Origin of the sequence: Aureimonas flava, assembly GCF_003583935.1 — a bacterium.
Classification (GTDB): domain Bacteria; phylum Pseudomonadota; class Alphaproteobacteria; order Rhizobiales; family Rhizobiaceae; genus Aureimonas; species Aureimonas flava.
The window spans coordinates 149449-162839 of the sequence record NZ_QYRN01000007.1 but is presented as its reverse complement, the minus strand read 5'-3'; the positions used below and the strand labels follow the sequence as shown (position 1 = coordinate 162839).

Annotated in this window: 12 protein-coding genes; 3 read left to right on the top strand and 9 right to left on the bottom strand. The window is 71.7% G+C overall.

Annotation, left to right across the window (positions count from 1 at the left end; all coding sequences use genetic code 11):
* Nucleotides 1-77: 77 nt before the first annotated feature.
* Both D3218_RS14250 and D3218_RS14245 read left to right on the top strand, forming a co-directional pair.
* Nucleotides 78-1010 (top strand): polyprenyl synthetase family protein, encoded by a 933-nt coding sequence (locus D3218_RS14250; RefSeq protein ID WP_119540758.1) that lies wholly within the window; start codon nt 78-80, stop codon nt 1008-1010.
* A 128-nt stretch (nt 1011-1138) separates the two neighbouring features.
* Nucleotides 1139-1648 carry a sterol desaturase family protein gene (locus tag D3218_RS14245; protein WP_119540757.1) on the top strand — a complete coding sequence of 170 codons (510 nt, stop codon included), beginning with the start codon at nt 1139-1141 and terminating at the stop codon, nt 1646-1648.
* A gap of 29 nt (nt 1649-1677) precedes the next feature.
* On the opposite strand, the gene D3218_RS14240 is transcribed toward D3218_RS14245, so the two are convergent.
* Genes D3218_RS14240 through D3218_RS14225 form a run of 4 tightly spaced genes read right to left on the bottom strand, consistent with a single transcriptional unit; the run spans nt 1678 to nt 6530 of the window.
* Nucleotides 1678-2604, bottom strand: a complete 927-nt coding sequence (locus D3218_RS14240; RefSeq protein WP_119540756.1) for a phytoene/squalene synthase family protein — start codon at nt 2602-2604, stop codon at nt 1678-1680.
* Entirely contained in the window at nt 2591-4108 is a 1518-nt protein-coding gene (locus D3218_RS14235; RefSeq protein WP_119540755.1) for a phytoene desaturase, read from the bottom strand. Before D3218_RS14235 ends, D3218_RS14240 begins: the two co-directional genes overlap by 14 nt.
* Entirely contained in the window at nt 4105-5271 is a 1167-nt protein-coding gene (gene crtY, locus D3218_RS14230; RefSeq protein WP_119540754.1) for a lycopene beta-cyclase CrtY, read from the bottom strand. Before crtY ends, D3218_RS14235 begins: the two co-directional genes overlap by 4 nt.
* Complete coding sequence (locus D3218_RS14225) at nt 5268-6530, bottom strand: glycosyltransferase (protein ID WP_210209682.1); 1263 nt, start codon at nt 6528-6530, stop codon at nt 5268-5270. Before D3218_RS14225 ends, crtY begins: the two co-directional genes overlap by 4 nt.
* A gap of 136 nt (nt 6531-6666) precedes the next feature.
* Here D3218_RS14225 and D3218_RS14220 point away from each other — a divergent pair, with 136 nt between their 5' ends.
* Nucleotides 6667-7248, top strand: coding sequence for a DUF2585 family protein (locus D3218_RS14220; protein ID WP_168990532.1), 582 nt, complete (start codon nt 6667-6669; stop codon nt 7246-7248).
* 43 nt (nt 7249-7291) lie between these two features.
* Here the strand turns inward: D3218_RS14220 and D3218_RS14215 are convergent, their stop codons facing one another.
* From D3218_RS14215 to D3218_RS14195, 5 genes are all read right to left on the bottom strand, one after another.
* A complete protein-coding gene (locus D3218_RS14215; protein WP_119540751.1) occupies nt 7292-7816 on the bottom strand; it encodes a GNAT family N-acetyltransferase in 525 nt (174 codons plus the stop codon).
* Between the two features lie 58 nt (nt 7817-7874).
* Nucleotides 7875-9398, bottom strand: coding sequence for a helicase HerA domain-containing protein (locus D3218_RS14210; RefSeq protein WP_119540750.1), 1524 nt, complete (start codon nt 9396-9398; stop codon nt 7875-7877).
* Between the two features lie 130 nt (nt 9399-9528).
* Nucleotides 9529-10227, bottom strand: a complete 699-nt coding sequence (locus D3218_RS14205) for a D-lyxose/D-mannose family sugar isomerase (RefSeq protein WP_119540749.1) — start codon at nt 10225-10227, stop codon at nt 9529-9531.
* Nucleotides 10228-10507: 280 nt separating this feature from the next.
* Nucleotides 10508-11986, bottom strand: coding sequence for a UdgX family uracil-DNA binding protein (locus D3218_RS14200; protein WP_119540748.1), 1479 nt, complete (start codon nt 11984-11986; stop codon nt 10508-10510).
* Nucleotides 11986-13221 (bottom strand): putative DNA modification/repair radical SAM protein, encoded by a 1236-nt coding sequence (locus D3218_RS14195; RefSeq protein ID WP_119540877.1) that lies wholly within the window; start codon nt 13219-13221, stop codon nt 11986-11988. The genes D3218_RS14200 and D3218_RS14195 overlap by 1 nt, the downstream gene beginning before the upstream one ends.
* Nucleotides 13222-13391: the final 170 nt, after the last annotated feature.

Genomic DNA, 13391 nt, shown 5'->3' with positions numbered 1-13391 from the left:
GTGCTACAACCTCGTAACGAACTTCAGCCTCTGGTGACATCAGGCATGTCCCCGCGCCGGAAAGTGATCAAGACGCGATGAGCCCTTCGCCCGACGGCCCGAATTCCGACCTCCTCGTCCGTATCGAAGCGCGTCTGGCGGATCTGGTTCCCGTGGTTCTGGCGGGCCAGCAGGGGCTGGAGGCGGCCATGCGCGACAGCCTGCTGGCTCCCGGCAAGCGCCTGCGCCCGCTGATCGCGGCGATCGTAGCGCAGGACCTCGGCGGCCCGCTGGAGGCGGCGCTCGACGCCGGCTGCGCGGTGGAGATGGTCCATGCCGCCTCGCTGATCCTGGACGACCTGCCCTGCATGGACGACGCCGCCCTGCGGCGCGGCCGCCCGGCGATCCATCGCGGGCACGGCGAGGACGTCGCGGTGCTGGCCTCGATCGCCCTCCTGACGGAAGCCTTCGCGGTGCTGGCCCGCATCGAGGGTCTGGCGCCCGAGCGACGCAGCGCGGCGGTGGGCGTGCTCGCCTCGGCCGTGGGCTCGCTCGGCCTCGTGGGCGGCCAATACCAGGACCTGCGCGGCGGGCGCGGGGCACGCTCGGCGCAGGACATGGCCGACGCCAACGGCCGCAAGACGGGCGCCCTGTTCCTGTCGGCGGTGGAGCTCGGCGCCATCGTGGCGGGCGCGACGCCCGGCCAGCGCGCCAACCTGTGCGCCTTCGCGGGCGAGCTCGGCCTCGCCTTCCAGCTTCTCGACGACCTCCTCGACCTGTCCGCCGATCCCGCCGCGATCGGCAAGGACGTCGGGCGCGACGCGGGCAAGTCGACCGTGGTGGCCCTGGTGGGCGTGGAGCGCACGCAACGCCTGGTGGAGCGCCACATCGGGTCGGCCCGCGCGCATCTGGAGACGGTGTTCGGCGCCGGCTCGCGCCTCGACGCACTGATCGAGGCCCTCGCCGTGTCGGGCCGCGCGCTGGCGGACGCGGCCGCCCGGCCCCTGGAGCAGGAAGGCGCGCGGCGCTAGGGCGAGCCAGTCCGGAATCGTTCCAAACCTTTGATTTTCCTCGGCGTCCCGCCCGCCATGCGGGCTTTTTCGCAAGCCCGCGATCCTGTATGGATGCCATGTTCCGAACGGAAGGGATCGCTCGACCCATGGACAGTTGGCCCGCCCTGATCGCCATCGCGATCGCCGTCTTCTTCGTCATGGAATGGGTGGCCTGGGCCGCGCACAAGTACATCATGCACGGCTGGGGCTGGGGCTGGCACGAGAGCCATCACGAGCCGCACGACGACCTGTTCGAGAAGAACGACCTCTACGCCGTGGTCTTCGCGGTCTTCGCGGTGGCGCTGTTCGCGCTGGGCACCTTCGCCGACCTGCCGGTGGTCACGGCGGTGGCCAGCGGCATCACGCTCTACGGCCTGTTCTACTTCATCGTCCACGACGGGCTGGTGCACCAGCGCTGGCCGTTCCGGCACATCCCGCATCGGGGCTACGCCAAGCGTCTGGTGCAGGCGCACAGGCTGCACCACGCGGTGAAGGGCAAGGACGACTGCGTGTCCTTCGGCTTCCTCTACGCGCCGCCCGTGGAAACGCTCTCGGCCCAGCTCCGGGCCTCGGGAAAGGTCGCGGCCGAGGCGCAGGAGCGCCGAGCGGCACCGTAGCGCGGCGGCTTCCCGGCGATCGCCTTGCGTCAGCGCGGCCGGGTCCACAGGAGCGGCGGTCGCGGCGCCCCGGCGCGGCGCCCGAGCGCCATCGCCGCCCCCCGCCCGATCTCGGCGAACTTCTCCCCCCGCGAGGTGGACACCCGTTCGGGCACGGGCTCCGGCCCGCGCGCCACGAGCTTCAGCCCGATGCGCCGGTACACGCCGAAGGCGGTGCCGACCGCCCAGGCCGAGCGAGGCGGCAGGGCGCCGACGCCGATCCGCGCCGAGGCATAGTAGGGCTCGGCGGCCTGCACCAGGCGCCGGCGCAGTCGGAACACCGCCTCGGCCCGGCGCGGGTCCGCGAGCTCGCCCGACGCCAATCCCTCCTGCGCCAGCCATTCCGCCGGCAGGTAGACGCGGCCCGCCACGGCGTCGTCCACCACGTCGCGCGCGATGTTGGTGAGCTGGAAGGCGAGGCCGAGATCGCTGGCGCGATCCAGCACCCCCGGCTCGCGCACGCCCATGATGCGCGCCATCATCACCCCGACGACGCCCGCCACCCGCCAGCAGTAGAGAAAGAGCTCGTCCAGCGTGCGGAAGGCTTCCCCGTCGGCGTCCATGGCGAACCCGGCCAGATGCTCCGCGGCGTCCTCGCGGGGCAGGTCGTGGCGCCGCACCACCTCGGCGAGCGCGGCGAAGGCGGGATGCAGCCCCTCGGTGTCGCCCTGGAAGGCGGCGTCCGTGTCGCGCCGCAGCGCCGCGATGCGCTCGGCCGGAGGCCGCCCGTCGACGTGGCGCAGCGCCGAGCCCGCGTCCTGCCCGTCCACCACGTCGTCGCAGTGCCGGCACCAGGCGTAGAGCATCACGACGCTCTCGCGCGTGCGCTTCGGGAACAGGCGCGAGGCGGCGGCGAAGCTCTTGGACCCCCTGGCGATCGACGCGGCCGAGATGGCCGCGATGTCAGGCCCGCTCATGCCCGAGGATCAGCCCGGCGGTCGCCTTGGCCGAGCCCACGACGCCCGGCACGCCCGCCCCCGGATGCGTGCCCGCGCCGACCAGGTAGAGGTTCGGGATCCAGTCGTCGCGGTTGTGCGCGCGGAACCAGGCGGACTGCGTCAGCACCGGATCGAGCGAGAAGGCCGAGCCGTGATGGGCGTTCAGCTCGGACCGGAAGTCGTTCGGCGTGAAGATGCGGTGGGTGACGAGATCGGCCCGGAGCCCCGGCATGTAGCGCGCCTCCAGGTAGTCGAAGATGCGCTCCGCGTAGCGCGGTCCTTCCACCGACCAGTCGATCGGCGCGTTGCCGAGATGGGGCACGGGCGACAGCACGTAGTAGCTGCCCATGCCGGGCGGCGCGAGCGAGGGATCGGTGGCGCAGGGGCTGTGGAGATAGAGCGAGAAGTCGCCCGACAGCGTCTTGGCGCGGAAGATCTCGTCGATCAGCGCGCGGTAGCGCGCGCCGAACAGGACGGTGTGGTGCTGGAGCTGCGGCTGATGCCGCTTCAGGCCGAAATACAGGACGAAGAGCGACATGGAGAAGCGCTTGCGCTTCAGCCGCGCCGCCTCCGAGGCGCCGCGCGTCGTGCCGCGCAGCAGCGCGTCGTAGGTGTGGACGACGTCGGCGTTGGAGGCCACGAGGTCGGCCTCGAAGACGCGCCCGTCATGGGTCACGACGCCCGTCGCGCGCCGACCGTCCACCGTGATGCGCGCGACCTCGGCGCCGAGCTCGACGCGTCCGCCGATGTCGGCGAAGAGCTTCGCCATGCCGGCGATCAGCGCCCCGGTGCCCCCCTTCGGGAACCACACGCCCCATTCGCGCTCCAGCGCGTGGATCAGCGCGTAGATCGAGGAGGTGGCGAACGGGTTGCCGCCGACCAGCAGCGAGTGGAACGAGAAGGCCTGCCGGAGCTGGTCGTCCTCGATGAACTCCGAGACCTTGGCGTAGACCGAGCGCCAGGCCTGGAGCCGGGCGAGCTGCGGTCCGGCGCGCACCATGTCGCGGAACTGCAGGAAGGGCACGGTGCCGAGCTTGAGATAGCCCTCCTCGAACACGGCGCGCGAATAGGCGAGGAAGCGGCGATAGCCCTCGACGTCCTTCGGGTTCTTGGCGCCGATCTGGCGGTCCAGCTCGGCCTGGTCGTTGGCGTAGTCGAACTGGTACCCGTCCTCCCAGCACAGGCGGTAGAACGGGCTGACCGGCAGCAGCGTGACATAGTCGGCGAGCCGGCGACCGGCCACCTCGAACAGCTCCTCCAGCGACGAGGGGTCGGTGATCACCGTGGGCCCGGCGTCGAACACGAAGCCCCCGTCCTCGTAGACGTAGGCCCGGCCGCCCGGCTTGTCGCGCTTCTCCAGGAGCACGGTGGCGACGCCCGCCGCCTGCAGCCGGATCGCCAGGGCCAGCCCGCCGAAGCCCGAGCCGACCACCACGGCCGTCTTTGGGGGCGCGGAGCCGGCGGGCGGGGTCACGTGCTTCATGCGGAGTCCTTGCGCGAACGGGAGGCGGCCAGAACCCGGACGGCGCTGAGCACGGAGACCGGGGGCCTGCCGGCGAGAATGCGCAGCTTGTCCGCAAAGTCCAGCCGTGCGGCATAGAACCGCGCCACGAGCGGTTCGGGCAGGCGATGGAAGTGTTCCAGGATACGGTAGCGCTCCTCCGGCCGTCCGGCGCCGAACAGAAGGCGGTTGAGGAGGCGGAAGTAGCTGCGGTCGGCCCAGATGTTGCGCGCATGGGCGTCGAGCAGGCGCGCCAGCCCATCCGGCGACACGTCCGGCGCGCGCGACACGAGATCGGCCACATGCACCGCGTCGGGCAGCGAATAGCCGGTGGTGGGGTGGAACAGCGCGTGGGCGAGGCCGACGGTCGGCATGCCGTCCGCCGCGGCGATCAGCGCGTCGATGTCGCCGCCGAGCGCGATCGGCAGGACGCCGTGCTCCTCGCGCAGGAGCCGCCCCTCCCCCCAGCCGGCGGCGCGCGCGTAGTCGGCGAGATGGGCGCGCAGAATCTCGACGTCGAGCGCGCCCCGGTCGGCGTAGTAGGTGTCCTCCACCAGGAGGCGCGTCGGCGAGAAGGGCAGGACGTAGACGAATCGGTAGCCGTCGCGCTGGGGCACGGTGGCGTCCATGATCACCGGGCGCCGGACCCCGTGCGGGCGGTCGAACTCCCATTCCTGGCCGAGGAACTTCTGGAAGCCGAGGTCGAGATGCGGGCTCGGGCGGGCGCCGCGCCCGTCGATCACGGCCCGCGCGGCAAGGACGGTCCCGTCGGCCAGGGTGACGCCGGTGCGCGTCGCTGCCACGGCGGGAACGCCGCAGCGCACGCCGCCGCCGAGCTGCGCGGCGAGGATCTCGCGGAAGCGTTCGGAGGAAACCGAGGCGTATCCGGTGGCGAACCGACGCCGGCGGTTGGGAAAGCGCACGTCGTAGTCCGGCCAGCGCGCGACCACGAACGGGGCGATCCAGTCCTGCTCGGCGGCGCTGAGATCGCCGTCGTGGAAGCTCCAGGTGTGGTTGCCGCCGAGCGCCTCGCCGCCCTCCACCACGATCACCGAAAGCTCGCGGCGGCGCGTGGCGAGCCGATGCGCGATCAGCCCGTTGGCAAGGCCCCCGCCCAGGAGGATCACATCGGCGTCGAGGCTCATGCGGGCTCCGCCATGCACGGGCGGGAGCGGGCGTGGAGGGTCTCGGCGACCCAGGCCTCCGCCGCCTCCGCCGCGCGGCGCGCGCCCCCGGCCCGCCCGATCGCCGCGCCGATCGCTCCCGCGCGCTCCCGGAAGCGGGGCTCGCCCAGGAGCCGTTCCAGCGCGGCCTCCACGGCATCCGGCGCCAGGCGGCGGCGCGCGAGCCGAAGGCCCGCGCCGTGATGCACCAGCCGTGCGGCGACGCCCGGTTGGTCGTAGGCGATCGGGATGGCGAGCGTCGGCACGCCGGCCTCCATCGCGTCGAGCACCGTGTTGAGCCCGGCATGGGTGACGCAGGCGGCGGCGACCCGCAGCATCGCGCGCTGGGGCAGGAAGTCGGTCACGACGCGCGCGTCGATCGTGGCCGCCTCCGCCGCCGACAGGCGCCCGCAATGGGCCACGGCGAGGTCCAGCCCGAGCCGCCGGCAGGCTCGAGCCACCGCGCGGAAGAGCCCGAGCCGATGGCCCTGCAGCGTGCCGAGCGAGGCGAACACGAGCGGGCGGACGGGATCGGGCCGGAACGGCAGCGGCGCCTCGCCCTCGCCCGGCGCGCGCAAGGGGCCGACACGCAGGATGCGCCGCCGCCCGGCATAGGGGAAGTCGAACTCGGGCGGGGTCTGCGACAGCGTTCCGAGCGGCGCCAGCCAGTCCTCCATGCCTCCGCGCGGCGGCAGGCCCAGCGAGAGGGCCGAACGGCGGATCGCCTCGGCCTGCCGGCGTAGGAGCAGGCCGGCCACGCGCCGTCCGCCCCGGTTGCGCCGCAGCCCCTCGGCGCTGTCGTCGAAGGGCCAGTCCAGGAAGGGCGGCGGCGTCGCCGGGTCGGGATCGATCGGCAGCGCCGAGGCGACCGAGACGAAGGGCAGGCCGAGATGGGCGGCCAGAAGGCCGGAGGCCGGCTCCATCTGATCGCCCAGCAGCGCGTCGACGCCCGCCGCGGCCAAGACGGCACCGCCGCCGGCCGCCAGCCCCTCCGTGCGCCGGGCGGCGTCGGCCACCGTGCGCAGGATGCCGAACAGGCCGGTGGAGCCCGCACCGGCGGTGCGCGCCGGGCTGCCGAGGCCGACCTCGCGCACGCTCCAGGGCCCGGGGCGCACGAGGCCGCCGGCGCCCGCGTTCATCACGAAGGTCGCGCGGTGGCCGCGCTCGGCCAGGGCCGTGGCCAGCGCCTCGAAGGCGCGCGCATGGCTCGGAAACGGGGGGCAGACGAGGCCGAAATGCAAGGGGATGCCGAAGGTTGGTGCGGGCGACGCCGCGTTAGATAGCGTGGATCGCGCGCCCGGCGACGCATAAGATTGTGGACGACGCCGGGGACCGCAACCGGGAGCGGGCGCTTCGCGTTCAGCCGTCATGACAGACATGGCCCCCCGCCCCCTGGTCCGCGCGCAAAACGCCCTTCTCGCCGGTCCGGGAGGCCAGGTCCTGGTCGGCACGGCGATCGTCCTCGTCATGGCGGCCGCGCTGGACCTGATGGGCCGGCCGCTCGTCTGCGACTGCGGCGCGATCCGCCTCTGGGACGGCGACCCGCACTCGCCCGGCTCCTCGCAGCAGTTCGCCGACTGGTACTCGGCGCTGCACGTGATCTACGGCGTCGGCCTGTTCCTGGCGCTCGTCCGCGCCCGCCCGCACTGGCCGACGAGCTGGCTCCTTCTGACCGCCCTCGCCTCCAGCGCGGTGTGGGAGCTGATGGAGAACACGCCCTGGATCATCGCCCTCTTCGGGCAGGCCGTGGGGGCGCCGGACTACCACGGCGACAGCGTGCTCAACGCCGTCGGCGACACCGTGTTCGTGGCGGCCGGCTTCCTGGTCGCACGCGCCCTGCCGCTCCGGTGGACGATCGCTCTCGTTCTCGTGCTGGAGCTCGCCATCGCCTTCGCGATCCGCGACGGGTTCGTGCTCGGCACGCTGCGCCTCCTCGGCGTCTCCGTGCCGCCGGTCTGACCGCCGGGCAGGGCGGGAGGTCGCCGATGCGCGCCGGCCGGGGCTAGCGGGCCCTGGCGAAGATCCAGCAGTCGCGCGGCGTGTCCTCGACGTTGGGATGCACCATCCAGCGTTTCAGGAGCCCCTCGCGCAGGAGGCCCGCCTTCTCCATGACGCGGGCCGAGGCGACGTTGTCGACGTCGCAGGTGGCGCCTACGCGCCAGACGTCGCGCTGCTTCATCGACCAGGCGACGACCTCGGTCAGCGCCTCGCTCATCAGTCCCTGGTTCCAGGATCGGCGCGACAGGACGTAGCCGAAGCCGATGCGGCCCGGCACGTCGCGCCGGATGGTCAGCGCGCCGCGCAACTGCCGGTCGCGTCGCCCCAGCAGCGTGTAGGTGCGCGAGGTCTCGCTCGCCATGCACCGGGAGATGTAGTCCTCGGTCTCGCGCACGGAGGTGTGCGGCGCCCAGGTCAGGTAGCGCGTGACCTCGGGGTCCTGCGCGTACTCGTCGAAGATCGCGCCCGTGTCGCCGAGGGCGATGGGTCGCAGGATCAGGTCTTCGGTCCAGAGCGTCTCGGGAAACATGCAGCCCTTCTGGCATGGATCGGCGTCCGGTACGAGCCCCGCCCGGACGCGCCGGGCCTCACGTGGCGCGGCGAAGCCGGGGGGCTCCGGCGGCCCCGCGCGGCTTGGCGCTGCCCGCGCCCGTGCGCCAGTTGTTGCCGGCGATCGTGACCACGCGATTGCCCCGGAAATCGGTCTCGGCGGCGATGTAGCCGCGCTCCGCCATCCAGGTGAGGAGGAAGCGCCCGCGCGACGGCGAGTGGCTGCCGTAGGCGCGCGCCAGCGCCTCGTCGCCCGGGCAGGGCTCGGCGTCGCGCGCCGCCTTGGCGAGCATCAGGTAGACGCCCTGCATGTCCTCCGGCAGCTCCTCCGAGCGCGCCACGACCTCGGTCCAGGCCTCGTCCTCGCCGTCCGAGCCGACGCCCGCGCGCGCCAGCGCCAGCTTGCGGCGGAACATGCCGAGATCGAGCGCGCCGGGCGACAGGCGCTTCAGCCGGCAATGGGTGAGGAAGTCCTGATACAGCGTCTGCACCGGACGGAAGGCGGCCTCGGGGTCGGCCATCAGGTCGGTGAAGATCGCGTCGAGCCGCGCCTGCCGCTCGGCGATCGTCTCCTCGTCCTCCTCGATCGGCTCTTCCGCCGCCGGGGCCGGGGCCGCGAAACGGGGGGCCGACACGCGCTCCAGGAGCTCGCGCGTCGCCACCGCCGGCTCGCGGCGCACGGGGGCGGGCAGCGGCTCGGGCTCGTCCGCCCCGGCGGTGAAGATGAGATCGGCCATCTCCGCCGGGCTCGCCTCGGGCAGCGCCATCAGGACGGGACGCCCGGAGCGCCCGGCGGTCTCCACCGGCCCGATCCGCAACGGGATCGGCCGGCGCGACAGGGCGGGCCCGAGCGCCACGAAATGGCCGGGCTCCAGGTCGCGGAACCGCTCGGCCTGCCGCCGGTCGAGGCCGAGGAGATCGGCCGCGCGCGCCATGTCGATGTCGAGGAAGGTGCGGCCCATCAGGAAGTTCGACGCCTCGGCGGCGACGTTCTTGGCGAGCTTGGCGAGCCGCTGGGTCGCGATCATGCCCGCCAGCCCGCGCTTGCGGCCGCGGCACATGAGGTTGGTCATGGCGCCCAGCGAGACGCGCCGCGCCTCGTCGCCCACCTCGCCCGCGATGGCGGGCGCGAAGATCTGCGCCTCGTCCACCGCGATCAGCATCGGGAACCAGTGGTGCCGGTCGGCGTCGAACAGGCCGTTCAGGAAGGCGGCGGCGCAGCTCATCTGCACCTCGGCGTCGAGCCCCTCGAGGTTGAGCACCACCGAGGCGCGGTGCTGTCGGATACGCGTCGCGATGCGCGCGAGCTCGGCCGGCGTCCGGTCGGCATCCACCACGACATGGCCGAAACGGTCGGAGAAGGACACGAAGTCCCCTTCCGGATCGATGATCGCCTGCTGCACCCAGCCCGCGCTCTGCTCCAGGATCCGGCGGAAGAGATGCGACTTGCCCGAGCCCGAATTGCCCTGGACCAGGAGGCGCGTGGACAGGAGCTCCTCCAGGTCCATCTCCGCCGGCTCGCCCGTGGCGGTCGTTCCGAGATCGACGGCGACCTTGGTCAAACGGCTGTCTCCGCAATGCGAACGGCCCCGCGCGCCGGAAGCGCGAGCCCGAATGGTTCAAGGTCGAGGAAGGCCCAGCCTAGCGGAGCGGGCGCCCGATCTGGAGTCCCGCCGCGCCCGGCGTCCACAGTTATCGGCCCTCGCCCAGCCACTTGTCGTAGTCGGAGACGAGAAGGTGCAGCGGCTCCTCGTCCTCCTCGATCTCGGAGAACCGTCCGATGGGTTCCGCGAAGACGTTGTCGGTCAGATCGTCGTTGACGGTCGAGACCTCGCCGATCAGGACGTCCCCGCCCTCGCCCCAGAAGGCGTGCCAGTCGACGCCCGGCATCAGCGTCACGCTCTCGCCGGGGACGAGGCGCAGGATGTCGCCGCCCCGCATCTGGCGGCGCATGCCGTCGGTCACGACGTTGACGGGCAGCGACGTGTCGATCTCGCCGTCCGGCCCGGCGGTGTAGAGCTTCAGCGCCAGCGTCGCCCCGCCCCGGTTGATGATGTCCTCGGCCTTCAGGTCGTGCCGGTGCATCGGCGAGAGCTGGTCCTTGCGCGAGATCATGATCTTTTCGGCATAGAGCATGCCGCGCCCCGCCTTCAGGTCGGCGTTGTCGCCGTTGCGCGTGGTGAACAGGAACAGGCCGAGGCCATCGAAGTCGCCGCGCCCGTAGTCGGTGATGTCCCAGCCGAGGCGCCGGTCGACCACCGCCGCAAGGTCCGCCCGCCGCGCCCGCATCTCGGCAGGCCGCAGGTAGGCGAAGGGCGGCATGACGTAGCCGAACGAGCGGATGAACGCATCGCTCTCCCGGATGATCTCGTTGACCCGCGATCTCTTCATGCCGCCTCCTCCAAGCCATGCCTCGTCGCCCGAGCCCTAGCACGAGATGGTGCCGGCTTGGGAGGGCGGGTGGTTGATGGCAGGGGCGCTGCCCCTGCCCCCCCGCCAGGGGACATGATGTCCCCCGGACCCCTTCCTCACTCGAGGCGTGTCCGAGACCGGGAGGAGCCGGCGGGGCCCCTCCCGGTCTCGGAAAAGTCTCGAAAGAAAGCGGGGGCTCCGGGGCGTCGGGCCCCGGGCGGGGACCGGGGCGGCAGCCCCGCCACCACCCCCCGCGCCCTCAAGTCAGCGCGATCTCGGGCACGTAGGCCTTGGCGCGGTCCATGTCGGCATGGAAAGCCTCGCGCTCGCGGGCCTGCGCCTCGGGGTCCGGCAGGCGCAGGATATAGGCGGGGTGGACGGTGACGAGGAGCTTGGCGTCGCCGCCCGGCAGGTCGATGAGCTTGGAGCGCGTGTCGCGGATCGTGACCGTCTTGCCGAGCACGGACGCGGCGGCGGTGGCGCCCAGCGCCACGATGAGCTTCGGCTTGATCAGCTCGCGCTCCTGCTCCAGCCACCAGCGGCAGACCTTGACCTCGCCCATGTTCGGCTTCTGGTGGATGCGCCGCTTGCCGCGCGGCTCGAACTTGAAGTGCTTGACCGCATTGGTGACGTAGGCCTGGCTCCGGTCGATGCCGGCGGCCGCCAGCGCCTCGTCGAACACCTTGCCGGCGGGGCCGATGAAGGGCTCGCCCGCCAGATCCTCCTGGTCGCCCGGCTGCTCGCCCACGAAGATCACGGGCGCGTCGGCCGGGCCCTTGCCGAAGACGGTCTGGGTGGCGGGCTCCCAGAGCGGGCAGGCCCGGCAGTGCCGCGCCTGGTCGCGCGCCTCCTCGATGTCCTCGGGCGGCCTGTTGAAGCCGTTGAAGGCCGGAACCGCGGATGCCGCGCGTGCCATGTCGTTTCGCTCCGCCTGCTTCTCGTGGCGGAAACTCGGGAGCGTCGGCTGGGTTTCGATCATGCGGCGCTGCGCCGCCTCGGCGCCCCGGATCAGCGGCTCGATTAAGGTCGCCTCCGGCAGGTTGTGCCAGTATTTCTTGGGCATCTCGGCCTGCATCGCCTTCACCTTCAGCCGGGCCGGATTGAAGATCGAGGCGTAGTAGGTGAGCCAGAGCGCCTCCATGTCGTCGTCGGCCGGCTTCTGCGACGGGTCGGCGCCCGGCGCGAAGACCATGTCGACGCCGTCCCAGTGGACGGATCGCTTGGGCGTCAGGATGCTCCAGACCATGCCGGGAAAGCGGCGCATGAAGAACGGGGCGGTGAGCTCCACCACATGGTGGAAGGGCTCGAACCAGGCGACGTAGTGCCGGTCGCCCGCCTCGTCCTCGATCTCGCGAAAGCGCACGAAGGCCTTCATCTTGTGGCTGTCGCGATAGACGGCCTTCTGCATCTCCACCGCCCGCCGCGTGTCGGGGTCGGAGACGATCTCGAGAAGCTTCTTCTCCGTCTGTATCCGCCACAGGAGGCGATAGGCGAACACGAAACGCTCGGGGTCGGCGTGGCAGATCAGCTTGCGCGCGACGTCCGGGAAGGCCTTCGGCACCGTGAAGGGCGGCGCGTCCGCCGGGCGTTCGGGCAGGGTCTGCGCAAACAGCGAAGCCGCCTCCTCGCCCACCGCGAAGGCCATCTCCTCGGGCGGCACGCCGAGCGCCAGCGCCGTGCGGGCCGCCTCGCGCCAGCCGTCGAAGTCCGCCGGATGGTCGAGGCGCGCGAGATACATCAGAACAGGCTCAACTGCTCGGCCTTGGGCGCCAGGAGGCCGCGCAGGTTCTCCCTGTCGGTGAGGCCGCCCGGCGTCCAGTCCAGCGCCTGGACGAAGGGCCGAACCTTCTCCACCGAATGGCAGAGGCGCGCGACGTCGTCGAGGCGCAGCGTCCGGTGGCGGCGCGTGGAGAGGATGCGGTCCACCGCCTTGGTGCCGAAACCCGGCACGCGCAGGAGCGCCTCCCGGTCGGCCCGGTTGACGTCCACGGGAAAGCGGTCGCGGTTCTTGAGCGCCCAGGCGAGCTTCGGGTCGATCGCCAGATCCAGCATCCCGTCCGAGCCGCCCGAGACGATCTCGTCGCGGCCGAACCCGTAGAAGCGCATCAGCCAGTCGGCCTGGTAGAGCCGGTGCTCGCGCATCAGTGGCGGCCGGGACACGGGCAGGCGCGAGGAGCTGTCGGGGATCGGCGAGAAGGCCGAATAGTAGACGCGCCGCAGCCGGTAGTTGCCGTAGAGGTTCTCCGAGCGGCCGAGGATCAGGTCGTCGCTGGCTCCGTCGGCGCCCACGATCATCTGCGTCGACTGCCCGCCCGGCGCGAACTTCGCCGGCTTGGCGCGGTCCTTGGCCTGCGGCTTGTGCTCGTCGATCTTGAGCCGAAGGTGCCCCATCGAGCGTTTGATGTCGCGCGGCTTCTTCTCGGGCGCCAGCGTCTCCAGCGCGATGTCGGTCGGCAGCTCGATGTTGATCGACAGGCGGTCGGCGAAGAGGCCGGCCTCCTCGATCAGCTTCGGCGAGGCGTCGGGAATGGTCTTGAGATGGATGTACCCGGAGAAGTTCTCCTCCATCCGCAGCTTGCGCGCGATGCGGACCATCTCCTCCATCGTGTAGTCGGAGCTGCGGATGATGCCCGAGGAGAGGAACAGGCCCTCGATGTAGTTCCGCTTGTAGAACGCCATCGTCAGCTTCACGACCTCCTCCACCGTGAAGCGCGCCCGGGCCACGTTGGAGGACGAGCGGTTCACGCAGTAGACGCAGTCGTAGATGCAGAAGTTGGTCATCAGGATCTTGAGCAACGAGATGCACCGACCGTCCGGCGCATAGGCGTGGCAGATGCCCGAGCCTTCGGTGGAGCCGATGCCCCCGGTCTTAACCGAATCGCGCTTGGACGTCCCGCTGGAGGCACAGGATGCGTCGTACTTGGCGGCGTCGCTGAGGATCGCCAGCTTCTGCATCAGGGTCGGCTTGCTCATCGCACCGATATAGTGTTCGCGCTTCGTTCGGGCCATGCGCGTGCCCGAGTTTTCCACCTCCGCGCACGGGCCGCTGCGTCTTGTCGCACCCGTTCACGCCCGGTTCAGCTTGCAAAGCCCAGCTTACGATCATTGGGGAACCGGACGCGAGCTGGCCGGTTCCTGCGGTC

What these genes read in the sequence shown, in the direction of transcription:
- D3218_RS14250 (WP_119540758.1), top strand. Translation starts at nt 78, where the DNA reads ATGAGCCCTTCGCCCGACGGCCCGAATTCCGACCTCCTCGTCCGTATC.
- D3218_RS14245 (WP_119540757.1), top strand. Translation starts at nt 1,139, where the DNA reads ATGGACAGTTGGCCCGCCCTGATCGCCATCGCGATCGCCGTCTTCTTC.
- D3218_RS14240 (WP_119540756.1), bottom strand. Translation starts at nt 2,604, where the DNA reads ATGAGCGGGCCTGACATCGCGGCCATCTCGGCCGCGTCGATCGCCAGG.
- D3218_RS14235 (WP_119540755.1), bottom strand. Translation starts at nt 4,108, where the DNA reads ATGAAGCACGTGACCCCGCCCGCCGGCTCCGCGCCCCCAAAGACGGCC.
- crtY (WP_119540754.1), bottom strand. Translation starts at nt 5,271, where the DNA reads ATGAGCCTCGACGCCGATGTGATCCTCCTGGGCGGGGGCCTTGCCAAC.
- D3218_RS14220 (WP_168990532.1), top strand. Translation starts at nt 6,667, where the DNA reads ATGGCCCCCCGCCCCCTGGTCCGCGCGCAAAACGCCCTTCTCGCCGGT.
- D3218_RS14215 (WP_119540751.1), bottom strand. Translation starts at nt 7,816, where the DNA reads ATGTTTCCCGAGACGCTCTGGACCGAAGACCTGATCCTGCGACCCATC.
- D3218_RS14205 (WP_119540749.1), bottom strand. Translation starts at nt 10,227, where the DNA reads ATGAAGAGATCGCGGGTCAACGAGATCATCCGGGAGAGCGATGCGTTC.
- D3218_RS14200 (WP_119540748.1), bottom strand. Translation starts at nt 11,986, where the DNA reads ATGTATCTCGCGCGCCTCGACCATCCGGCGGACTTCGACGGCTGGCGC.
- D3218_RS14195 (WP_119540877.1), bottom strand. Translation starts at nt 13,221, where the DNA reads ATGAGCAAGCCGACCCTGATGCAGAAGCTGGCGATCCTCAGCGACGCC.